This is a genomic window from Cryobacterium sp. PH31-L1, from assembly GCF_030063145.1.
Classification (GTDB): domain Bacteria; phylum Actinomycetota; class Actinomycetes; order Actinomycetales; family Microbacteriaceae; genus Cryobacterium.
In genome coordinates, this window is the sequence record NZ_JASISM010000002.1 from 101,062 (window position 1) to 121,521 (window position 20,460).

Annotated in this window: 20 protein-coding genes; 12 read left to right on the plus strand and 8 right to left on the minus strand. The window is 63.9% G+C overall.

What is annotated here, in order from left to right; translation table 11 throughout:
- Window positions 1-171: 171 nt before the first annotated feature.
- The 7 genes from mmsA to nrdF all read left to right on the plus strand — a co-directional run bounded on the left by mmsA (window position 172) and on the right by nrdF (window position 8,749).
- The gene (gene mmsA, locus QMF22_RS04845) at window positions 172-1,722 is read left to right on the plus strand and encodes a multiple monosaccharide ABC transporter ATP-binding protein (RefSeq protein WP_283450963.1); all 1,551 of its coding nucleotides are present in this window, start codon (window positions 172-174) and stop codon (window positions 1,720-1,722) included.
- Entirely contained in the window at window positions 1,719-3,056 is a 1,338-nt protein-coding gene (gene mmsB / locus QMF22_RS04850; RefSeq protein WP_283450965.1) for a multiple monosaccharide ABC transporter permease, read from the plus strand. The genes mmsA and mmsB overlap by 4 nt, the downstream gene beginning before the upstream one ends.
- Before the next feature lie 73 nt (window positions 3,057-3,129).
- Window positions 3,130-4,221, plus strand: a complete 1,092-nt coding sequence (locus tag QMF22_RS04855; protein ID WP_283450967.1) for a substrate-binding domain-containing protein — start codon at window positions 3,130-3,132, stop codon at window positions 4,219-4,221.
- A gap of 469 nt (window positions 4,222-4,690) precedes the next feature.
- The gene (gene nrdH, locus QMF22_RS04860; RefSeq protein WP_283450969.1) at window positions 4,691-4,924 is read left to right on the plus strand and encodes a glutaredoxin-like protein NrdH; all 234 of its coding nucleotides are present in this window, start codon (window positions 4,691-4,693) and stop codon (window positions 4,922-4,924) included.
- 104 nt (window positions 4,925-5,028) lie between these two features.
- A complete protein-coding gene (gene nrdI, locus QMF22_RS04865) occupies window positions 5,029-5,433 on the plus strand; it encodes a class Ib ribonucleoside-diphosphate reductase assembly flavoprotein NrdI (protein ID WP_283450971.1) in 405 nt (134 codons plus the stop codon).
- A 29-nt stretch (window positions 5,434-5,462) separates the two neighbouring features.
- On the plus strand, window positions 5,463-7,568 hold the full coding sequence (nrdE, locus tag QMF22_RS04870; RefSeq protein WP_283451639.1) for a class 1b ribonucleoside-diphosphate reductase subunit alpha: 2,106 nt from the start codon (window positions 5,463-5,465) through the stop codon (window positions 7,566-7,568).
- Window positions 7,569-7,774: 206 nt separating this feature from the next.
- A complete protein-coding gene (gene nrdF, locus QMF22_RS04875) occupies window positions 7,775-8,749 on the plus strand; it encodes a class 1b ribonucleoside-diphosphate reductase subunit beta (RefSeq protein WP_283450972.1) in 975 nt (324 codons plus the stop codon).
- 104 nt (window positions 8,750-8,853) lie between these two features.
- On the opposite strand, the gene QMF22_RS04880 is transcribed toward nrdF, so the two are convergent.
- Both QMF22_RS04880 and QMF22_RS04885 read right to left on the minus strand, forming a co-directional pair.
- Complete coding sequence (locus QMF22_RS04880; protein ID WP_283450974.1) at window positions 8,854-9,186, minus strand: HepT-like ribonuclease domain-containing protein; 333 nt, start codon at window positions 9,184-9,186, stop codon at window positions 8,854-8,856.
- Window positions 9,183-9,683 carry a nucleotidyltransferase domain-containing protein gene (locus tag QMF22_RS04885; RefSeq protein ID WP_283450976.1) on the minus strand — a complete coding sequence of 167 codons (501 nt, stop codon included), beginning with the start codon at window positions 9,681-9,683 and terminating at the stop codon, window positions 9,183-9,185. Before QMF22_RS04885 ends, QMF22_RS04880 begins: the two co-directional genes overlap by 4 nt.
- 117 nt (window positions 9,684-9,800) lie before the next feature.
- On the opposite strand from QMF22_RS04885, the gene QMF22_RS04890 reads away from it, so the two are divergent.
- The gene (locus QMF22_RS04890) at window positions 9,801-10,316 is read left to right on the plus strand and encodes a bifunctional nuclease family protein (protein WP_283450977.1); all 516 of its coding nucleotides are present in this window, start codon (window positions 9,801-9,803) and stop codon (window positions 10,314-10,316) included.
- 35 nt (window positions 10,317-10,351) lie between these two features.
- Here the strand turns inward: QMF22_RS04890 and QMF22_RS04895 are convergent, their stop codons facing one another.
- Complete coding sequence (locus QMF22_RS04895) at window positions 10,352-11,023, minus strand: YdeI/OmpD-associated family protein (RefSeq protein ID WP_283450978.1); 672 nt, start codon at window positions 11,021-11,023, stop codon at window positions 10,352-10,354.
- Window positions 11,024-11,105: 82 nt separating this feature from the next.
- On the opposite strand from QMF22_RS04895, the gene QMF22_RS04900 reads away from it, so the two are divergent.
- Window positions 11,106-12,485, plus strand: a complete 1,380-nt coding sequence (locus QMF22_RS04900; RefSeq protein ID WP_283450980.1) for an FAD-binding oxidoreductase — start codon at window positions 11,106-11,108, stop codon at window positions 12,483-12,485.
- Window positions 12,482-13,795 carry a class I SAM-dependent methyltransferase gene (locus QMF22_RS04905; protein ID WP_283450982.1) on the plus strand — a complete coding sequence of 438 codons (1,314 nt, stop codon included), beginning with the start codon at window positions 12,482-12,484 and terminating at the stop codon, window positions 13,793-13,795. The genes QMF22_RS04900 and QMF22_RS04905 overlap by 4 nt, the downstream gene beginning before the upstream one ends.
- 520 nt (window positions 13,796-14,315) lie before the next feature.
- On the opposite strand, the gene QMF22_RS04910 is transcribed toward QMF22_RS04905, so the two are convergent.
- Window positions 14,316-15,080, minus strand: a complete 765-nt coding sequence (locus tag QMF22_RS04910) for an MBL fold metallo-hydrolase (protein WP_283450985.1) — start codon at window positions 15,078-15,080, stop codon at window positions 14,316-14,318.
- A gap of 64 nt (window positions 15,081-15,144) precedes the next feature.
- Window positions 15,145-16,200 carry a 2,3-butanediol dehydrogenase gene (locus QMF22_RS04915; RefSeq protein WP_283450987.1) on the minus strand — a complete coding sequence of 352 codons (1,056 nt, stop codon included), beginning with the start codon at window positions 16,198-16,200 and terminating at the stop codon, window positions 15,145-15,147.
- 153 nt (window positions 16,201-16,353) lie between these two features.
- Between QMF22_RS04915 and QMF22_RS04920 the strand changes: the two genes are divergently transcribed.
- Window positions 16,354-17,085 (plus strand): NUDIX hydrolase, encoded by a 732-nt coding sequence (locus QMF22_RS04920; RefSeq protein WP_283450989.1) that lies wholly within the window; start codon window positions 16,354-16,356, stop codon window positions 17,083-17,085.
- A gap of 148 nt (window positions 17,086-17,233) precedes the next feature.
- Here the strand turns inward: QMF22_RS04920 and QMF22_RS04925 are convergent, their stop codons facing one another.
- Window positions 17,234-18,160, minus strand: coding sequence for a hypothetical protein (locus tag QMF22_RS04925; protein WP_283450991.1), 927 nt, complete (start codon window positions 18,158-18,160; stop codon window positions 17,234-17,236).
- Window positions 18,161-18,424: 264 nt separating this feature from the next.
- On the opposite strand from QMF22_RS04925, the gene QMF22_RS04930 reads away from it, so the two are divergent.
- Window positions 18,425-18,781, plus strand: coding sequence for a VOC family protein (locus tag QMF22_RS04930; RefSeq protein ID WP_283450993.1), 357 nt, complete (start codon window positions 18,425-18,427; stop codon window positions 18,779-18,781).
- A gap of 107 nt (window positions 18,782-18,888) precedes the next feature.
- Here QMF22_RS04930 and QMF22_RS04935 read toward each other — a convergent pair whose 3' ends face one another.
- Both QMF22_RS04935 and QMF22_RS04940 read right to left on the minus strand, forming a co-directional pair.
- A complete protein-coding gene (locus tag QMF22_RS04935; protein ID WP_283450995.1) occupies window positions 18,889-19,752 on the minus strand; it encodes a universal stress protein in 864 nt (287 codons plus the stop codon).
- A gap of 125 nt (window positions 19,753-19,877) precedes the next feature.
- On the minus strand, window positions 19,878-20,438 hold the full coding sequence (locus QMF22_RS04940) for a flavodoxin family protein (protein ID WP_283450997.1): 561 nt from the start codon (window positions 20,436-20,438) through the stop codon (window positions 19,878-19,880).
- Window positions 20,439-20,460 lie beyond the last annotated feature (22 nt).

A 20,460-nucleotide genomic window follows, 5' to 3' on the forward strand; every position in this document is an offset into this window, starting at 1 on the left:
CATTGCCCCGTTATGAACGTTCCTGAGTACTGTATAGGTACATCAGTTTGAGGTTCGAGACAACGAGGTCAGAGCAGTGCACAATCCCCTATTCCCGCCCACTGCACCACAACTTCACTCCGGTTGCGACCCGGTGACCGGACAGCGGATGACCGGGTCGGGTGATTCCTGATGCCGTCGGATGCGATCATCCTGGAGATGCGGTCGATCACCAAAGAGTTTCCAGGCGTGAAGGCTCTATCGAATGTGTCTCTGACGGTGCGTGCCGGAGAGATCCACGCGATCTGCGGCGAGAACGGCGCCGGCAAGTCCACCCTCATGAAGGTGCTCTCCGGGGTCTACCCGTACGGCACCTACTCGGGCGACATCATCTTCCAGGGCACCGAGATGCGGTTCAAGGACATCCGCTCGAGTGAAGCAGCCGGAATCGCCATCATCCACCAGGAACTGGCCCTCATTCCTGAACTGTCTATCACCGAGAACATCTTCCTCGGCAACGAACCCACCAAGTGGGGCGCCATTGACTGGGTCGGCGCCAAGCGCACCGCCTTCGAACTGCTCGCCCGGGTCGGCCTGCGCGACGACCCGGACACCCTGATCAAGAACATTGGCGTCGGCAAGCAGCAGCTGGTCGAAATCGCCAAGGCGCTCAACAAATCGGTGAAGGTGCTCATCCTCGACGAACCGACGGCCGCGCTCAACGAATCCGACTCCCAGCACCTGCTCGACCTCATTCGCGGGCTCAAGGGTAAGGGCATCAGCTCGATCATGATCTCGCACAAGCTCAACGAGATCGAGCAGATCGCCGACTCGATCACCATCATCCGTGACGGCCGGGCCATTGAGACCCTGGATATCGCCGCCGACGGCGTCAACGAAGACCGCATCATTCGCGGCATGGTCGGCCGCAGCCTGGAGAGCCGGTTTCCCGACCGCACACCTAAGATCGGCGAGGTATTCTTCGAGGTCCGCGATTGGACCGTGCAGCACCCGCAGGTCTCAGAACGGATGGTCGTGAAGGGATCCAACCTCACCGTGCGAACCGGTGAGATTGTCGGCATCGCCGGGCTCATGGGCGCCGGACGCACCGAGCTCGCCATGAGCATCTTCGGCCGCTCGTACGGCAACTACATCTCCGGCCAAATCTTCAAGGACGGCAAGGAGATCGAGCTGCGCAACGTAGGCGAGGCCATCGTCCACGGCCTCGCCTACGTGAGCGAAGACCGCAAAGCGCTCGGGCTGAACCTGCTCGACGACATCAAGCGTTCCATCGTCTCGGCCAAGCTCTCCAAAATCTCCGCGGGGCCAGTGGTCAACGATTCCAAGGAATACTCGATCGCCGAGGAATACCGCAAGAACCTACGCATCAAGACCCCCAACGTCGACATGGGCGTCGGCAAGCTGTCCGGCGGCAACCAGCAGAAGGTGGTGTTGGCCAAGTGGATGTTCACCGACCCCGACATCCTCATTCTGGACGAACCCACCCGCGGCATCGATGTCGGGGCGAAGTACGAGATATACGGAATCATCCAGGCGCTGGCCGCCCAAGGCAAGGGCGTGATCCTGATCTCGTCCGAGCTGCCGGAACTGCTCGGCCTGGCCGACCGCATTTACACGATCTTCGAGGGCGCCATCACCGACTGCATAGACGGTGCCGATGCCGACCCGGAATCCCTGATGAAGAGCATGACCTCTGCCAAGAAGAAGGTGCGCAGCATATGAGCAGCAACACGGCTCCGATAGACACGAAAAAGGACGAAGGACGCCGGTCGATCTTTGGCCGCGGCAAGAATAACCTGCGCCAGTTCGGCATCCTGTTCAGTCTCATCGCCATCATCGTTCTATTCCAGTTTCTGACGGATGGCCTCACACTATCCTCGGGCAACCTGATCAACCTGGTCAGCCAATATTCCTACATCCTCATCCTTGCCATCGGCATGGTGATGGTGATCATCGCGGGTCACATCGACCTGTCGGTCGGTTCGGTCGCGGCGTTCTCCGGCATTGTCGTAGCGACCTCGATGTCAGAGTGGAATTTTCCGTGGCCGCTGGCCATTCTGTTCGGCCTACTGGTCGGCGCCGTGATCGGAGCCTGGCAGGGATTCTGGGTGGCCTACATCGGGGTTCCCGCCTTCATCGTGACCCTCGCCGGCATGCTCATCTTTCGCGGCGGCAACCAGTTCATCGGTAACGCCCAGACGGTGCCCGTGCCCGACGGCTTCACGCTGATCGGCGCCGGTTACCTTCCCGAGGTGGGCCCGGCCACCGGGTACAACAACCTCACCCTCGTACTCGGCTTTGTGATCGCCATCGCGATCGCCGTGCGCGAGTATCGGGCCCGGCAGGTACAGAAGACGATGCACTCCGAGATATCTCCGCTCTGGGCCAGCGTGCTCAAGGTCGGCCTTCTCGACGCGGTCGTCATCTACGCCACCTTCCTCTTCGCCGGCGGCCGGGTCGGCACGAGCTTCCCGGTGTCGGGCATCATCCTCGGCGTGCTCGTGTTGTTCTACAGCTTCGTCACCCGCAACACCATCATTGGCCGCCACGTCTACGCGGTCGGTGGTAACAAACTCGCCGCCGAACTTTCCGGCGTCAACTCCCGGCGGGTGAACTTTCTCGTCATGATGAACATGTCGATCCTGGCTTCGCTGGCCGGTATGATCTTCGTTGCTCGCGCCGGAGCATCCGGCCCGCAAGACGGGCTCAGCTGGGAACTCGACGCAATCGCCGCTGTGTTCATCGGCGGCGCCGCAGTGTCGGGCGGTATCGGCACCGTGATTGGCTCGATCGTCGGTGGCCTGGTCATGGCCGTTCTCAACAACGGGCTACAGCTTCTCGGCGTGGGTTCGGACCTGGTGCAGATCATCAAGGGTCTCGTGCTCCTTGTCGCCGTTGGCGTGGACGTCTGGAACAAAAGCCAGGGGCGGCCGTCGATTATCGGCCTGCTCACCCGCAACCGCAAGGTATCCGACCCGCCGACCCCGCCGCCCGCAGTGCTCCCGGATGCCGGTACACCGGCCTCGGCGCGTCCCGCGGACAACCCCACCAACTGAACCCGGGACGTTCCTCGAACGCCATTGGTCTGCCTTTCCAATTCCCTCACCCAATGAACAGAAAGTGATTGACATGCGAAAAATTCTCACGGTCACAGCGATCGCAGCGGTGGCGCTCATGGCGCTGTCCGGCTGCTCCAGCCGAGCGCCAGAGACGGCCGGTGGCAGCGATGCCGCAGCTGGATTCGCGGCGGACTCCGTCATCGGCGTTGCCCTTCCCTCCAAGACGAGCGAGAACTGGGTACTGGCTGGTGGCCTGTTCGAAGACGGCCTCAAGGAAGCCGGGTTCAAGGGTGACGTGCAGTACGCCGGAGCCTCCACCACGGTGAAGGACCAGCAGGACCAGATCTCCGCCATGGTCACCAACGGTGCCAAGGTCATCATCATCGGCGCCCAGGACGGCGGCCAGCTGGGCACGCAGGTCAAGGATGCCCACGACGCCGGCGCCATCGTCATCGCCTACGACCGCCTGATCCTGAACACCGACAACGTCGACTACTACGTGGCCTTCGACAACTTCAAGGTGGGCGAGCTGCAGGGGCAGGCGCTGCTCGACGGCCTCGCTGCCAAGAAGCCCAACGGCCCGTACAACATCGAGCTGTTCTCGGGCAACTCCGCTGACGCCAACGCTCCGGTGTTCTTCAACGGCGCGATGAGCGTGCTGCAGCCGAAGATCGACGACGGAACACTCGTCGTCGCCTCGGGCCAGACCGACATCAAGCAGACCGCGACGGCCGACTGGAAGGCAGAAAACGCCCAGAGCCGCATGGACTCCCTGCTCACCAGCACGTACGGCGACAAGGAACTCGACGGCGTGCTCTCGCCCAACGACACCCTCGCCCGCGCCATAATCACCTCGGTGAAGGCCGCTGGCAAGCCGATCCCGGTGGTCACCGGCCAGGATTCCGAAGTGGAGTCCGTCAAGTCGATCATGGCGGGGGAGCAGTACTCCACCATCAACAAGGACACCCGTCTTCTCGTTGCCCAGGCCATCGACATGGTCAAGGCCCTGCAGACCGGCGGTACACCCGAGACGAACGACGACACCTACGACAACGGCAACAAGGTGGTGCCGGCCTACCTCATTCCTCCGGTGATCGTCACCAAGGAGAATGCCGCTGAGGCCTACGCCAACGACCCGAACCTGGAGCCGCTGACCAAGTAGAGCGCACGCATCCGCCGTTAGCCAGCCTGACGGGCCGGTCTCCACACCTGTGGGGGCCGGCCCGTTTTGTCGATACTGCGCTCGTGAAGCGGATGCCGGCGGCGGCCGTTACGACACGCCGCCGGAGATTCCACAGGCAAAATAATGTTCCGAGCGGTGCCTGTGGATAACCCCGCGCAGTTCCGCGGAATGTCGGCGGTTTTGCGACGGGGGACTGTGGGCAAGGTGTGGAATCTCGGTGGATAACTTCACAAATGTAATTACTGCATGTAGTGGCTATTGAGCGTGACGATCACTAGATGTAGTATTGAAACTCTAGTCAGGCACTACAGCCAGACAGTAAACTTGCTCATTTTGAACGACGATTTCTGACGAATACTCGCCGGGAATCGAAGAGTTTCATCGAACATACTTGCGAAGTATGTCGAACAGTTTTAGACTTGACCTGCCAAGAAGAAAGGCCATAACCATGGCAATCACCGTTTACACGAAGCCCTCCTGCGTGCAGTGCACGGCCACCTACCGTGCCCTCGACAACAAGGGCATCGAGTATGAGGTGCTCGACCTCTCGGTCGACGAAAACGCCCTCGAAGCCGTCAAGGCATTGGGCTACCTGCAGGCGCCCGTCGTGATCACCGACGAAGAGCACTGGTCGGGCTTTCGTCCCGACAAGATCAACGCACTCGCCGTGCGCCTCGCGTAGCCAGCACCAGTACTGGTCAACACCGGTACTGGTCAACACCAGTACTCGCCACCACCGGTACGCCCCTGCCGCAACCTGTCGACCGACCAGAATCGCCAAACCAGATGACTGACATCGTGTACTTCTCGAGCACCTCGGGCAACACCCGTCGGTTCGTCGAGAAACTCGGTCGGTCAGCAGCACGCATTCCCCTTCATGCGCGCGAGGAACCCCTCGTCGCCAATGAGCCGTTCGTGCTCTGCGTGCCCACCTACGGTGGCGGCAGTGTGGGCGGGGCAGTGCCCAAGCAAGTCATCAAGTTTTTGAACAACGAGACCAATCGGTCGTTGATACGCGGCGTCATCGGCGCCGGCAACATGAATTTCGGTACGGCCTACTGCCTGGCCGGCGACATCATCGCCGCCAAGTGCAAGGTGCCCCACCTCTATCGCTTCGAAGTATTTGGAACACCGGATGATGTGCGCATCGTTCACGACGGATTGGAAGAATTTTGGAAACAACAGCCGTGAAGATCACGCCCATTGACGCACCGTCGGGCATGGACTACCACTCGCTCAACGCGATGCTCAACCTGTATGGCCCCAATGGGGAGATCCAGTTCGACAAGGACCGCGAGGCTGCCCGTGAGTTCTTCCTGCAGCACGTCAACCAGAACACCGTGTTCTTTCACTCGCTGCGCGAACGCCTCGACTACCTGGTCGAGAAGGAATACTACGAACAGGCTGTACTCGACCAGTACTCGTTCGAGTTCATCACGAGCCTGAACGACCTCGCATACTCCAAAAAGTTTCGTTTTCAGAGCTTCCTCGGTGCCTTCAAGTACTACACCTCGTACACGCTGAAGACCTTCGACGGCAAGCGTTACCTGGAGCGCTTCGAAGACCGGGTCGTCATGACCGCACTGGGGCTCGCCTCCGGTGACGAGAGGCTCGCCGTCGCCCTGGTCGAAGAGATCATCGCCGGCCGCTTCCAGCCCGCAACTCCCACCTTCTTGAACTCCGGCAAGGCCCAGCGCGGCGAACTCGTCTCGTGCTTCCTGCTGCGCATCGAAGACAATATGGAGTCGATCTCGCGCGGCATCAACTCCTCCCTGCAGCTCTCCAAGCGCGGCGGCGGTGTGGCGCTGCTGCTCAGCAACATTCGCGAGGCCGGCGCGCCGATCAAGCAGATCGAGAACCAGTCCAGCGGCATCATCCCCGTGATGAAGCTGCTCGAAGACTCCTTCAGCTACGCCAACCAGCTCGGTGCCCGCCAGGGTGCCGGCGCGGTCTACCTGCACGCGCACCACCCCGACATCATGCGTTTTCTCGACACCAAGCGTGAGAACGCTGACGAGAAGATTCGCATCAAGACTCTCTCGCTCGGTGTCGTCATTCCCGACATCACGTTTGAGCTGGCCAAGAACGACGAGTGGATGTACCTCTTCTCGCCCTACGACGTGGAGCGCGTTTACGGCGTGCCGTTCGCCGATATCTCGGTGACCGAGAAGTACCACGAGATGGTGGACAACCCCCGAATCAAGAAGTCCAAGATGAAGGCGCGCGAGTTTTTCCAGACCCTCGCCGAGATTCAGTTCGAGTCGGGCTACCCGTACATCATGTTTGAAGACACGGTCAACGCGGCCAACCCGATCAAGGGCCGCATCAACATGTCCAACCTGTGCTCCGAGATTCTGCAGGTGAACACCCCGACCACCTATAACGAAGACCTGTCGTACAACGAGATCGGCAAGGACATCTCGTGCAACCTCGGGTCGATGAACATCGCCCTCGCGATGGATTCCGGGGACCTCGGTCGCACCGTCGACGCCGCCATTCGCGGCCTCAATGCGGTGTCCGAGCAGAGCCACATCAGCTCGGTTCGTTCGATCGAAGACGGCAACGACCGCTCGCACGCCATCGGCCTGGGCCAGATGAACCTGCACGGCTACCTCGCCCGCGAGCGTGTCTACTACGGCAGTGACGAGAGCATCGACTTCACCAACATCTACTTCTACACGGTGTTGTTCCACGCCCTGCGCGCCTCGAACGCCATCGCCATGGAACGCGGCCGCACCTTCGAGGGCTTCGAAGATTCCGCCTACGCCTCGGGCGCATTCTTCGACAAGTACACCGATCAGGTTTGGGAGCCGGCCACGGCCCGCGGCGCCGAACTCTTCAGCCAGGCTGGGGTGTCGATTCCGACGCAGGCCGACTGGATCGCGCTGAAGGCATCCGTTATGGCTCACGGGATCTACAACCAGAACCTGCAGGCCGTGCCGCCGACCGGATCGATCTCGTACATCAACAACTCGACCGCGTCGATTCACCCGATCGCGGCGAAGATCGAGATTCGCAAGGAAGGTAAGCTCGGCCGCGTCTACTACCCGGCGCCGTTCATGACGAACGACAACACCGAGTTCTACCAGGATGCCTACGAGATCGGCGCCGAGAAGATCATCGACGTGTATGCCGCGGCAACGCAGCACGTTGACCAGGGACTCTCGCTCACGCTGTTCTTCAAGGACACCGCGACGACCCGCGACATCAACCGCGCTCAGATCTACGCGTGGAAAAAGGGCATCAAGACGATCTACTACATTCGCCTGCGCCAGATGGCCCTCGAGGGCACCGAAATTGAGGGTTGCGTTTCCTGTGCGTTATGAGTGAGTTCGCTGAACGAATGCTGAAGTAAGAAACCGTTGGTCGAATTCTCGACAAGCTCGATCCAAGGCTTTCCATCGAGACCGCCAAATGAATGCCGTGGCGGTCTCGACAAGCTCGACCAGCGCTTGGCTGGGTTTCGCACACCGGCACCGACGAGTAACGACCCAGGCAATACCCAACAAGCAGTACCCGAAGAGGACCTCCCATGATTGACAAGCTCAAGCTGGTGTCGCACGTTGACGCGATCAACTGGAACAAGATCGAAGACGAGAAAGACGTCGAGGTCTGGAACCGGCTGACCAACAACTTCTGGCTGCCCGAGAAGGTGCCGCTCAGCAACGACATCCAGTCCTGGAACCAGCTCACGCCGGTGGAACAGCAGCTAACCATGCGCGTCTTTGCGGGGCTCACCCTGCTCGACACCATCCAGGGCACCGTCGGCGCCGTGTCGTTGATTCCGGATGCGATCACGCCGCACGAAGAGGCCGTTTACACGAACATCGCGTTTATGGAGTCGGTGCACGCCAAGAGCTACTCGTCGATCTTCTCCACGCTCGCCTCCACCAAAGAGATCGACGAAGCGTTTCGCTGGTCGACCGAGAACGAGAACCTGCAGCGCAAGGCCTCGATCGTCATGGACTACTACCAGGGCGATGACCCGCTCAAGCGCAAGGTCGCCTCGGTGCTGCTCGAGTCGTTCCTGTTCTACTCGGGCTTCTACCTGCCGATGTATTTCTCCAGCCGAGCGCGACTGACCAACACGGCCGACCTCATCCGCTTGATCATTCGTGACGAAGCCGTGCACGGCTACTACATCGGCTACAAGTTTCAGAAGGGTCTCGAAAAAGAGACGCAGGCGCGTCGCGACGAGATCAAGGACTACACCTTCAACCTCGTCTTCGAGCTCTACGAGAACGAGGTGCAGTACACGCAGGACCTCTACGACGAGGTCGGCCTGACCGAAGACGTCAAGATGTTTTTGCACTACAACGCCAACAAGGCATTGATGAACCTCGGCTACGAGGCCATCTTCCCGAAGGACGTCTGCGACGTGAACCCGGCGATTCTCTCGGCGCTCTCACCGAACGGCGACGAGAACCACGACTTCTTCTCGGGCTCCGGCTCGTCGTACGTCATCGGCAAGGCCGTGGTCACCGAAGACGACGATTGGGACTTCTAACCAGCCACTGCCGTTCAGAGAAGGCCCCCGAGAAAACTCTCGGGGGCCTTAACCGTCGGCGGAGTTGATCGGAACGTCACACAATCGGCGTGACGTTTTTGTTGTCAGGAAGACAGCCGAGCTGTGAGGCGTTCCGTGGCTTCGAGTAGGGCGGGAATGTCATTCCTGGCGGTGTTGCTAAGGATCGAGTGCGTTGTGTCGAAGTAGCGGTGCGCGAGGTGATCACGCAGTCGGGCGATCTCGCTCCAGGGGATGGTGGGTTCGAGCTCTCGGGTGCCGACGGTCAGATCCTTCGTCGCCTCCCCGATCTCGATCAGCCGCATGCGGATGGCATCGAAGATCAGGTCCTCTGCGGCATCCGAACGGCTTAGGTAGTCCGCGATCGCCAGACACGCCACGCGGATGTCGTCGACGCGTTCTCGATCGGAACGGCTCACAAGGGCCTCGACTCGGTCAATACCGTCTGGGCAATGCGCGGCTTGAGACTATTCGCCGGCACAATATCAACGGGCACTCCCAAGATGCGCTCGGACTCGCTTTGGAGCCGGGCCAAGCCAAACAGACCGACGCCCGCGTCTAGGTCCACGAGCAGGTCCACGTCGCTGGTGGCCGTGTCAGCGCCGCGGGCGACGCTACCGAACACGCGAACATTGCTCGCCCCGAGTTCACCGAGCCGGGCCACCAGTTCGTCGCGATGGGTGGCCAGCAAGTTCTGGTGTGCTGACGACATCGGCCGAGGCGTGAGCGCCAGCTCAAGCTGGAACCCAGTGGACAGCACGAGACGCTGAAGGGTGGTCAGGGCGGGTTCTCGCTTACCGGCCTCGTACGCACTGATCACACTCTGCGTGACTCCAGCGCTTGCACCCAACTGAGCCTGCGTGAGACCGGCCCGTAGCCGGGCCTGCAGAAGAATGGATGCTGCGGATGTCGACATGGGCACAGTATAGCGTTTTGTCGATACTAGCGGAAGGGTCGGGCTGGTTGGACCGTCGATGACCGGAGAGCGGACGTACGATGGCGGTTTCAGGCACGATGATTCGGGAGGGTCGCCATGGTACAGGTACGCGTTCTCGGGGTTGCGATCGACAGCGAGGGCCAGCACATCATCCTACTTAAACCGGTCAGAAAGCCGCAGGCCGTTGGACACGTGCTGGCGATTGTGGTGGGGGAGCAGGAGGCGACTTCCACGCTGATCGCCCTCAGTGGTGAGACGCCGCCACGACCGTTGTCGCACGATCTGATGAAGACGCTGATCGACACTGTTGGCGCCCACTTCGAGCGAGTCGACGTCACCCGCATCGACCAAGGAATCTTTTACGCCGAAATCACTCTTGGCTCTGCGACCGGTTCATTCGTGCTCGATGCCCGGCCCTCGGATTCCATCGCACTCGCTCTGCGCGCCGGAGCGCCGATCTTCGTCGACGACGACGTCCTGCAGGCCGAGGGCATTCCCGCCGCGATGGTTGAATCTGGAGGCAACGTGGAGGAGGCAGCTGACCGGGAGCAATCGCTCGACGAATTCAAAGATTTTCTGGAGCACGTCGACCCGGAAGACTTTCAAAGCTGATGCCGCCCGCGGTCGCCCGAGCACTATGTTCGGTTCTATTGGCCGGATGCCGCGGCCCGCGCCGCGTCGGCGGCGCGCTGCGCCCACTTCGGCACATCGCCATAGCGCTGGAAGGGAACCAGTCGACCGGCTGCGCTATCGGCGATGAGCTGTGCCAGCCGTCGTTCGCGGGTGGCCTCCTGCTTCGCGGTGAGCGCCCAGTGGGTGACCTGGCGGCGGTACGTCGCGGTGGCTGCCGCCCAGAAAGCGGCTGCAGCGGGGTTCGCTGTCAGCCGCGCCGCTGCCTCTGCGGGCAGCTCTTGGTCGGGATTTTCGTGAGAGTAAATACCCGATCTATCCTCACGCCGGCGCGCGAAGGCGGCGATGCCGACCTCGCGCATCCGCCCCTCCGCGGTGAGCTTCTCTACTAACGCGATGTTGACGCTCGACCAGATGCTTGCGGGCTTGCGCGGTGTCCACCGTTGGCGCCGAGCATCCTCATCAATGCGCTGAGACACCGAATCGATCCAGCCGAAGCACAGCGCTTCGGGGACGGCCTGGTCCCAGGTGAGCCCGCCGTCGGGTACGTGCTTCTTGAAGAGGCCCATCCAGAGTTCCGACTGGGTGGCATGGTTCACCTCGAGCCAGGCGCGAAACTCCTCGGGCGTGGCGAAGAAGATCGCCGGCCGCTCTGGCGTGCCGCCCGGAGTGCCGATCGTCTTCGTCATGGCCTGAGTCTGCCAGAACGCGGGCCAAATCGGTGGCAACGAACACTGGTGCAATCACGTCGCCTGGGACTATCGTGACGGCGTGCCCGCTGGTGTGCTCAACGCTCGGAGCGCTCACGCCGCCGGCGTGCAGCGCCTTCTGCGGAGCTATCGCGGCGTCCCGGCAACGTCCCCGATTCGACTGGCCAAGCGCACCTCGAACCTGTTCCGAACCCGCGCGAAGACCGGGGCGACAGGACTCGATGCGTCCGGCCTGACCGGCGTCATCTCAGTGGATGCTGCGGCGCAAACGGCCGACGTGGCTGGCATGTGCACCTATGACGAGCTCGTCGCCGAGACGATGCGTTCCGGGTTGGTGCCGTTGGTCGTGCCGCAACTAAAGACCATCACCCTCGGCGGTGCGGTCACCGGGCTCGGCATCGAGTCGACCTCGTTCCGCAACGGCCTGCCCCACGAGTCGGTGCTGGAACTGGACATTCTCACCGGCGCCGGGGAGGTGCTCACCGCTTCATCGAGCGAGAACACCGAGCTGTACCGTGCCTTCCCCAACTCCTACGGAACCCTGGGCTACGCGGTACGTCTCCGTATTGAACTTGAACCGGTCAAGCCGTTTGTCGCTCTCACCCACGTGCGGTTCCACTCGCTGGCCGACCTGGTCGCCGCAATGGACGGCATCGTGGCCACCGGCAGCCTCGACGGCGTCGCCGTCGACTTTCTCGACGGCGTGGTGTTCAGCGCCGACGAAAGCTACCTCTGCGCGGGCAGACAGACCAGCGCACCCGGCCCGGTCAGTGACTACACCGGCCAACAGGTCTACTACCGCTCCATCCGGCACGAGCGCGGCGTGACAACCGACCGTCTGACGATCCACGACTACTTGTGGCGCTGGGACACGGACTGGTTCTGGTGCTCTGAGGCGTTTGGCGCGCAGCATCCGCTTTTTCGTCGGTTCTGGCCCGCGCGCTTTCGCCGCAGCAGCTTCTACGCCACGCTGATGCGAATCGAACAGCGGTTCCACCTTGGCGATCGCATTGAGAAACTGCACGGCAAGTCGCCCCGCGAGCGGGTGGTACAAGACGTCGAGATGCCGCTTGACCGGTGCACGGAATTTCTGGATTGGTTCCTCGAGACCGTACCGATCGCTCCAATTTGGCTGTGCCCGCTGCGCTTGAGAGCCGACGATCGCTGGCCGCTCTACCCGATGCGACCGCGACAGAGTTACGTGAACGTCGGGTTCTGGTCGACAGTGCCGGTGGGGCAGGTCGAGGGCGAGACGAACCGGTTGATCGAACGCAAGGTTGACGACCTTCACGGGCACAAGTCGCTCTACTCCGACTCCTATTACTCGCGGGAGGAGTTCGACGAACTCTACGGCGGAGACGTCTACCGGGCCGCGAAGAAGCGGTACGATCCCGATTCCCGGCTTCTCGACCTCTATTCGAAGGCGGTGCAACGACAATGACGACGTTCAAGGATCGTGAGACGGATGCCCCGGCCGGCAAGTTCACGCTCGCCCAGGTCCTGGAGATTCTGGCTGGGGGCCGCCTCCCGGTGAGCTTCACCGCCTACGACGGGAGTACGGCGGGACCGCCGGACGCGCCTTTCAGGCTGGACTTACTCGCCCCGCGCGGCACGACCTACCTCGCGACCGGCCGCGGCGACCTCGGCCTGGCCCGGGCCTATATTGCCGGCGATCTCGCCCTGAACGGGGTTCACCCCGGCGATCCGTACGAGCTCCTCAAAGCGCTCGCCGACAGCCTAGAGTTCACTCGGCCACCGGCGCGCATGATGGTGGACATCATCCGATCCATCGGTGTCAGACAGTTGCGCCCGATCAGCCCGCCGCCGGAAGAAGCGCAGGCCCGATGGCGGCGCGTCGCCAGCGGGCTGCGGCACAGCAAGACCCGTGACGCCGACGCGATCCACCACCACTACGACGTGTCTAACAGGTTCTACGAGTGGGTGCTCGGGCCATCGATGACCTACACCTGCGCCTGCTATCCAGACAGCGACGCCTCCCTCGACGAGGCGCAGGAGAACAAGTACCGGCTCGTGTTCGAAAAGCTGCGGCTGAACCCCGGCGACATGTTGCTCGATGTGGGGTGCGGCTGGGGCGGCATGGTGCGCTACGCCGCGCGCCGCGGTATCCGCGCTACCGGTGTGACGCTGTCGCGAGAGCAGGGCGCGTGGGCGCAGCGGGCCATCGTCGACGAGGGCCTGAGCGATCTGGCAGACGTTCGTTTCGGTGACTACCGTGACATCACCGAAAGCGGATTTGACGCGGTGTCGTCCATTGGGCTGCTCGAGCACATCGGTGTGCACAACTATTCGTCCTACTTCGGCTTTCTCCAGGCCAGGCTGCGCCCCGGAGGGTTGTTGCTCAATCACTGCATCACCCGGCCGGAAAACCGCACCGAGCCGGCGACCCGCGGCTTCATCGATCGCTACGTCTTTCCCGACGGCGAGCTCACCGGCTCGGGCCGGATCATCAGCGAGGCGCAGGATGTGGGCCTGGAGGTGCTGCACGAGGAAAACCTACGCCAGCACTATGCGCTGACGCTGCGCGACTGGTGCGCCAACCTGGTCGAGCATTGGGACGAGGCGGTCGAGGAGGTCGGGCTCCCCACCGCAAAGGTGTGGGGGCTGTATATGGCGGGCTCGAGGCTCGGGTTCGAGAGCAATGGGATCCAGCTGCACCAGGTACTGATGACCAGGCCCGACGAACTTGGCCGTGTCGGCGAACTGCCGTTGCGGCCATGGTGGACGCCGTAACCGGTGGGAAAACGGTTCAAGGCGCGGCGGCACCTCACGGAAGATCACGGCGAGGTTTTTGCCGTCGTCGCGGCGACGGGCTGGGGTTGCCGCGTCGAGGAAGTCGTCAACGGAGGCATCCGTCGGCTGTCTAAGTCTCGGCCATGGCCCCAGTATTGCGTGTGCTCGCCTTCGGCGCCGTGGATTGGCTGGCTATTTCAACAGCCCAGTAGAGCGGATGCTCGCCGCTCACAGCGCGTGCGCTCCACACAGCTGCTGCAGGTTTCAGCGGATAGGGTTCAACCAGGAGTCAGCTCCCGTTTCACGTGATTGGAGAATGCACCATGGCCCAAAACCCCAAACAGAGCAACAAGGTCGCACGAGCAGCCAGCTCAGGGGGCAGAAATGCCCGGTTCAGCGCTGCAGCGGACACTGCCGCTGCGCGGGCGCGGGCACTGACGGCCCGAACCCTCGAGGCCCGGGCCCGTGCGGCTCGGAGTGCTGACGACAAAAAGCCCGACCAGTAGCCTCGCGAATTCAGTCAGTGCTCGGTGCGCAGGTAGACCAGCTGCGCTGTCACGGAGGCCTCGGCGGCAAACCGCACCGCGGCATCCGTTTGGGCGTAGACGAGATCGGTGACCTGCGCCACGGTCGCTGTGGAACCGAGTTCACCCAGCGCGGCGCGCACCTGATCGAGACGCTCGTGGCGGTGAGCCAGGTAGGCCATGCAGATGGCCGCGAGGTCGGGCAGAACCGGGCCATGCGCCGGCAGAACCGTGGCTGGCCCGAGCGCGCGCAGGTTCTCGAGCGACGCCAGATAGTCGGCGAGGCTGGCGTCGACGATCGACGTACCGCGGCCGAGAACGGTGTCGCCGGTGAGTACAGAGCCGGCCATGCCGTCGCCCGGCAGGTGCAGGCAGACCGAGTCGTCGGTGTGGCCGGGGGTGGCGAGAACACGGATGCTGGTGCCAGCGACCGAGAGCAGCTCCCCGTCGCTGAGCGGGTCACCACCCACGCAATAGGCCGCATCGAACGCTCGAACCGGGGCGCCGGAGAGCTCGGCGAAACGAACGCTGGCCGCCGTGTGGTCGGCGTGCCGGTGGGTGATCAGCACGAGTTCCACCCGACCGGCGGCGGCGAGGGCCGCGAGGTGGCCCTGGTCAAGCGGCCCCGGGTCAACCACGACGATGCCGCTCGAGTCGGGCGCTCGGATGAGATAGCTGTTGGTGCCGTCGAGCGTCATCGGCCCGGCGTTGGGTGCGAGCAGGCTGCGGGTGAGCGGGCTCGTGCGCATAATGGCGGGCATGACAGGCAGCCTACTGCCGCAATCGGCGGCGCCTCCGTCTGAAAGCGCCGCCGATTGACGCTGGTTACGGGTGAACGATGATCTTGACCGCGGTCTCGTTGTGGTTGATCAGGGTGTCGAAGCCCTGGGTGATCAGGTCATCGAGGGCGATGCGGCCGGTGATGAACGGGGCAAGCTTGACCCGGCCGTCCTGCACGAGCTTGATCGTGGCGGGGTGGTCGCGCACGTAGGCGATCGTTCCGCGCAGGTCGATCTCCTTGAGCACCAGCTTCTGCATGTCGATGCTGGCTGGCTTGCCCCAGATCGACACGTTCACGATGACGCCGGCAGGACGTACCGCGTCGAACAGCTGGTTCAGCACAACATTCACGCTCGTGCACTCGAAGCAGACGTCAGCTCCGTTGCCGCCGGTGAGTTCGTGCACCCGGGCGACGACGTCTTCTTTGCTGGGGTCGAGCACGTGATCGGCCACCCCGGTGACCCGAGCCTTCTCCTTGCGAGCCTCGCTGAGCTCGGACATGATCACGGTCAAGCCCTCGGCCTTGAGCACGGCGGCGACGAGCAGGCCGATCGGACCGGCCCCGCCGATGAGGGCGACATCGCCGGCCTTGGCGCCACTGCGCACGAAGGCGTGGTGGGCAACGGAGAGCGGCTCGATGAGCGCGGCCTCGTCCAGGGGGATATCGCCGATCGCGTGCACCCAGCGGCGGTCGACGACGACCTTCTCGCTGAGTCCGCCACCTCCACCGGCCAGGCCGATGAAGCCCATCTTCGTGCACAGGTGGTAGTTGCCAGCCAGGCAGGGAGCGCATTCGTTGCAGACGAAATAGGGTTCGACCACGACGTTGTCGCCGACCGCGAGGTCGGTCACACCCTCGCCGAGCGCGGTGACGGTGCCGGAGAACTCGTGCCCGAGCGTGACCGGTTCTTCTTCGTGCGAGAGCGGGTGAGGGTGTCCCTCGGCCGGAATGAAGATCGGCCCTTCGAGGTACTCGTGCAGGTCGGTTCCGCAGATTCCGCACCAGGCGACGTCGATGGCGACGGCTCCCGGTCGAAGTTCGGGTGCGGGGATGTCCTCGATGCGAATGTCTGCCGGGCCGTGAAAACGAGCTGCCTTCATGATGCTTCACTACTCCTTGCACCGAAACAGCGACCGTACCCTCGTGGCACCGGCGATACGCTTCGGCGTACTTTCAGCCTACTGGCCGGGGCGCCGCGAATATCGGACGTTAGGGTGGATCACACTGCACGACCCGATACCAAAGGACCGGCGATGACGAACGACACCGAACCAGCGCCCCTGGGAGTCGCGGCGACCGTCGTTCTGTTGCGTGACAGTTCCGCCGGGCCCGAAGTGCTGCTGCTCGAACGCCCCCGCCACCGCGGTTCGTTCGCCGGCGCCTGGGTGTTTCCGGGCGGCGGCGTCGACCAGGGTGATCGCCGGCAAGCGGATGCCGCAGCGCCGGCCGACGACGCCGGTTCGGTCTCGCGCACCGAGGCCGCCGAACAGCTCGCCGCACGTCGGGCCGCCGTGCGCGAGGTGCGCGAAGAGACCGGGCTCGACGTCGCGCCGGACTCTCTCGTAGCCACGGCGCTCTGGGTTCCGCCGTCGAGTGCCCCGAAGCGGCTACGCACCTGGTTCTACCTCACGACGGCGCCGCCCGGCACCATCGAGCTCGCCGAAGACGAAGTCATCGATTACGCCTGGCTGCGGCCGGAAGCGGCGCTGTCGCGGCACGCATCCGCTCAGATGACCCTGGTCGCGCCGACCTGGGTGACCCTGCACGGGCTGCAGGGGTATGGGACGGTGGCCGAAATCGTGGCCAGTGCCGGGCAGCGCGGGCTGGCGCACTACGAAACCCGGCTTGGCGCGAACGAGCGCGGGCCGGCGCTGTTCTGGGCGGGAGACGTTGCCTACGCCGATGACGCGCTCGCCGAGCGGGATGGCGGGCGGCACCGTCTCGAAATCGGCCAGGTGCCTTGGGTGTACAGCGTTCGCGAGTGACCTTCTCAGTACCAGTTGTGGGTCTCGGAGTGCGCCCAGGCCCCGCAGGGGGTGCCGTAGCGGGAGGCGAGCCGGACTCGCGCTGCCACCGGGAGACCAGGGTAGGTCAGCTCGGCGCCGCCCAGGCTTGTACCGCGCGCGTGCTGGCTCACGGTGTGGGAAGCAGCGACGGCACGCGGCAGCCCTGGCCGCCGACGAAGTTCAGGCAGTCGTCGAACAGCACCGAGAACGGTTCGAGGGTGGAATCGCCGAACCAGGCGTTGTAGAACAGCCAGAAATTGAGGTTGCCGTAGGTCGAGCATCCGTCGCCCTCCTCGCCGGCATTCGCGACGGCGACCGGGTTGGGCTGGTACGGCGTGTAGTTGTACAGGTTGGCGGTAGCCTGGTTTTTGATGGCGACGGTGGAGGCCCCGCACTCGGCGTTGGGGTTGAAGCCCACGTCGACGCTGCCGATCTGGAACGCCCGGTCGGGCTCCTGGGTGTACTGCCGAAACTGCCAGGCGGCGTTGTAGACCTGATTGAAGAAGCCGAAGTACTGGGCGTCGCAGTCCGCGGTATCCGGGCAACCGTAGCCGGTCGCACGCAGATAACCGGATGCGCTCGGCCGGGTCAGCAGGGACTGCTCCTTTTGCAGAAGCACCAGCAGGACCTCTGGGCTGATCGTGCAGGCCGCCGCGATCTTCGTGATGATGCGGGCGGCCGTTTCGTTCTCAGCGCCGGGATAGGGCAGGCAGTGCCCGTCGCCCTTGGCCGGCTGGCTGGTTGTGGTCTCGCGGTACTCCCAGAGGCACGGCACACCGTCGCTCGGCCGGCAGGAGCGAGCCTCGAGAAAGTCCTGGATGCCGCTCTCGGTGAGGGCGTCCGGGTTGAAGAAGTTGTAATCGCTGATGATGAGGCCGGGGTCGAAGGTGGCCGGGTCGATCGGGGTGGGGTCGGTGGCGTCCACCGCTGCACCGGTTGGGGCGGCTGTGGCTGGCGAGGTCGGGCTGGCGATGAGCGTCGCCGCGAGCCCGAGGAGGGCCACTCCCGTCGCGAGAACGCGCAGGGAGCGGCGGGACAGCGCAAAGGTGCTCATATCAAAACCCTAACCGGGCTAGGCCGGCCCGCGGCACCTGCGGGAGCCGGGCATCCGCTCGTCGCGGCACCTCTGCGCGAGCCGGGCAGTAGTTGCTCGCGGCACTCCTTCTAGAACCGGGCACTCGTTCCTAGGGGGGCCGCCATCTTCAAGGAGTGCCGCGAGCTCGCCCAGCGGTTCCGGCCGCACCGACCGACGCGATCCGGGCCATTCGCGGCCGGTCGGGGTACGGTGGCGACACCTGGCGTGCACCGAGGAGGCCCCATGACCATCAATCATTTGCTCGCCGTCGTTCCGGTGGCCGATTTTGAGGCCGCACACCGCTGGTACGAACGACTCATCGGCCGCCCGGCCGACAACGCTCCCATGGCTGGCCTGCTCGTGGAATGGCGGGTGACCGAGAACGGATGGCTGCAGCTCACGCACGATCCGGCCCGCGCCGGCACCGGTCTGCTCAATTTCGCCGTCGATGACTTGCTGGCGCACCTCGCCGCAGTGCACGGTCGCGGGCTGGCGCCGGGCGAGATCGTGCAGGCGAACAAAGGCGTGCAGCTCTCCACCATTGTCGACCCGGAGGGCAACACGATCACTTTCATCGGGCACTTTCGCCAGGTCTATTAGCCCTGTTTCTGCCTGCGCGGTAGCTACGCCGCTGCGCGCGAGGCGAAACTGGGGCGCACTGGCGCAGGTCCCGCGCACCGGCGCAGCCGGGCGCGGGCGGCGACCGGTCAGGCGGACGGCGCGGGGATGACCACCATGGGCGACTGGATGTTCAGCACGATCGAGTGGCTCACCGACCCGAGCAGCAGTTTCGAGATGCCCTTCTGTCCGTGGTCGCCCACGACGAGCAGCGCAGCGCCACGGGCGGCGTCGAGCAGCGCCGATTGTGGGGCTCCCCGAACGAGGGAGGCCCGAATGACGAGCGACGGAAAGCGGCGAGAGACGGCCAGCAGAGATTCGTCGAGGATGCGCCGATGGGAGGTCTCGAGCGACTGGAGGAACCGGGCGTCGGGTTCGGTCGTGTCGCGCCAGACCAGCGGTTCCTGCCAGGCGTGGATCGCGTGCAGTTCTTGACCGGTGCGGTCGGCCTCCTCGGCGGCGAAGTCGGCGGCGGCATTCGACGCGGCCGAGCCGTCGATGCCGACCACGATGCCCGAGTGAGGTTTGTTGTCACCCTGCGGGATGATTGCGATCGGTCCGTTGGCCGAACCGGCCAGCCTGGCCCCCATCGACCATTCGTAGCGCAGGGTCGACCCGCGGCGGCGGTGCGTTCCGACCACGACGAGGGTGTCGGCCCCGCTCAGGGCGCGCAGTTCGGTGATCGGGTCGCCGGAGCGCAGATCGGCATTCACGGTTAGATCGGGGTATTTTGCCCTCACCCGGTCTGCGTCGTCCTTGAGTATCTCGCGGGCGCGCACCGTGGTGGATTCCTCGGTAAAGTAATCAGCCGACGACACGGTGCGATCGAGGATGCGCACCAGATTGAGTTCGCCGTGGTTGCTGCGGGCGAGCGACCAGTCGAGGGCTGCCCTGGCGGGTTCCGACCCGTCCCAGGCAACCACCGTCTGGCTCCGTGTGAGCGTGTGTGTCATGAGAAAATCCCTTCTTCGGGGCGGGCCACGAGCGGGAATGTCGTGTGATCGTCACCAACGAGTGTTCTTCACGTTAGCCGTCGGCGGCACCCCCGAGTAGGGCCTTAAGCCCCATCCCGAGTGATTCAGGCGGTGCTGATTAAGCCCGTGAACGGATGCTGCGGCCCGGGCACCGACCGCTCCCGCAGCATGGTGCCCCACGCCTCGGCGCGGCGCACCTCGCCCGGCACCAGCGCGATGCTCTTGTTCACCAGAAAACTCGTCGCGTCGGCGATGACGTCGGCCCCGGCGGCGAGCAGGTTCTTGCCGATGCTCTTGGCGGCGTGCCCGGTCAGCAGGATCGGGCCCTCCTGCCGGGTGTCGAACGCCGCAGCGCGGCAGGCCAGCCCGTTCAGGGACGCGAGCCATTCGCGCACGCCGGAGCCGGCGGCATTCGCTTCGAGGTGCAGGGTGTGCTGGGGCGTGACGGCGGCGTCGATCGCGCCCTGACGGGTGCTCGGTCGGCTCATGCCGTGCACGTGGGTGGGGCCGCCGACCACGAGCAGGTCGACCTGCGACAGGTCAACGCCCGCGGCCTGATTCGTGGGCACGAGGATCACTTCGGCCGGGGCCAGGCCGCGCCCGATCGCCTCGGCGATGAGACGAGTGTTGCCGTACATCGATTCGTAGACGATCAGGGCGCGCATGAAACCTCCAGGCAGTGGACGC

Bases quoted from the DNA above. Each gene is read 5' to 3' on its own strand.
- QMF22_RS04885 (WP_283450976.1), bottom strand. From the start codon at position 9,683: ATGTCGACATCCGCAGCATCCATTCTTCTGCAGGCCCGGCTACGGGCC.
- nrdF (WP_283450972.1), top strand. From the start codon at position 7,775: ATGATTGACAAGCTCAAGCTGGTGTCGCACGTTGACGCGATCAACTGG.
- QMF22_RS04855 (WP_283450967.1), top strand. From the start codon at position 3,130: ATGCGAAAAATTCTCACGGTCACAGCGATCGCAGCGGTGGCGCTCATG.
- QMF22_RS04925 (WP_283450991.1), bottom strand. From the start codon at position 18,160: ATGAGCACCTTTGCGCTGTCCCGCCGCTCCCTGCGCGTTCTCGCGACG.
- nrdE (WP_283451639.1), top strand. From the start codon at position 5,463: ATGGACTACCACTCGCTCAACGCGATGCTCAACCTGTATGGCCCCAAT.
- mmsA (WP_283450963.1), top strand. From the start codon at position 172: ATGCCGTCGGATGCGATCATCCTGGAGATGCGGTCGATCACCAAAGAG.
- QMF22_RS04935 (WP_283450995.1), bottom strand. From the start codon at position 19,752: ATGACACACACGCTCACACGGAGCCAGACGGTGGTTGCCTGGGACGGG.
- QMF22_RS04890 (WP_283450977.1), top strand. From the start codon at position 9,801: ATGGTACAGGTACGCGTTCTCGGGGTTGCGATCGACAGCGAGGGCCAG.
- QMF22_RS04915 (WP_283450987.1), bottom strand. From the start codon at position 16,200: ATGAAGGCAGCTCGTTTTCACGGCCCGGCAGACATTCGCATCGAGGAC.
- QMF22_RS04930 (WP_283450993.1), top strand. From the start codon at position 18,425: ATGACCATCAATCATTTGCTCGCCGTCGTTCCGGTGGCCGATTTTGAG.
- QMF22_RS04920 (WP_283450989.1), top strand. From the start codon at position 16,354: ATGACGAACGACACCGAACCAGCGCCCCTGGGAGTCGCGGCGACCGTC.
- nrdH (WP_283450969.1), top strand. From the start codon at position 4,691: ATGGCAATCACCGTTTACACGAAGCCCTCCTGCGTGCAGTGCACGGCC.
- QMF22_RS04895 (WP_283450978.1), bottom strand. From the start codon at position 11,023: ATGACGAAGACGATCGGCACTCCGGGCGGCACGCCAGAGCGGCCGGCG.
- QMF22_RS04905 (WP_283450982.1), top strand. From the start codon at position 12,482: ATGACGACGTTCAAGGATCGTGAGACGGATGCCCCGGCCGGCAAGTTC.
- QMF22_RS04910 (WP_283450985.1), bottom strand. From the start codon at position 15,080: ATGCCCGCCATTATGCGCACGAGCCCGCTCACCCGCAGCCTGCTCGCA.
- QMF22_RS04940 (WP_283450997.1), bottom strand. From the start codon at position 20,438: ATGCGCGCCCTGATCGTCTACGAATCGATGTACGGCAACACTCGTCTC.
- nrdI (WP_283450971.1), top strand. From the start codon at position 5,029: ATGACTGACATCGTGTACTTCTCGAGCACCTCGGGCAACACCCGTCGG.
- mmsB (WP_283450965.1), top strand. From the start codon at position 1,719: ATGAGCAGCAACACGGCTCCGATAGACACGAAAAAGGACGAAGGACGC.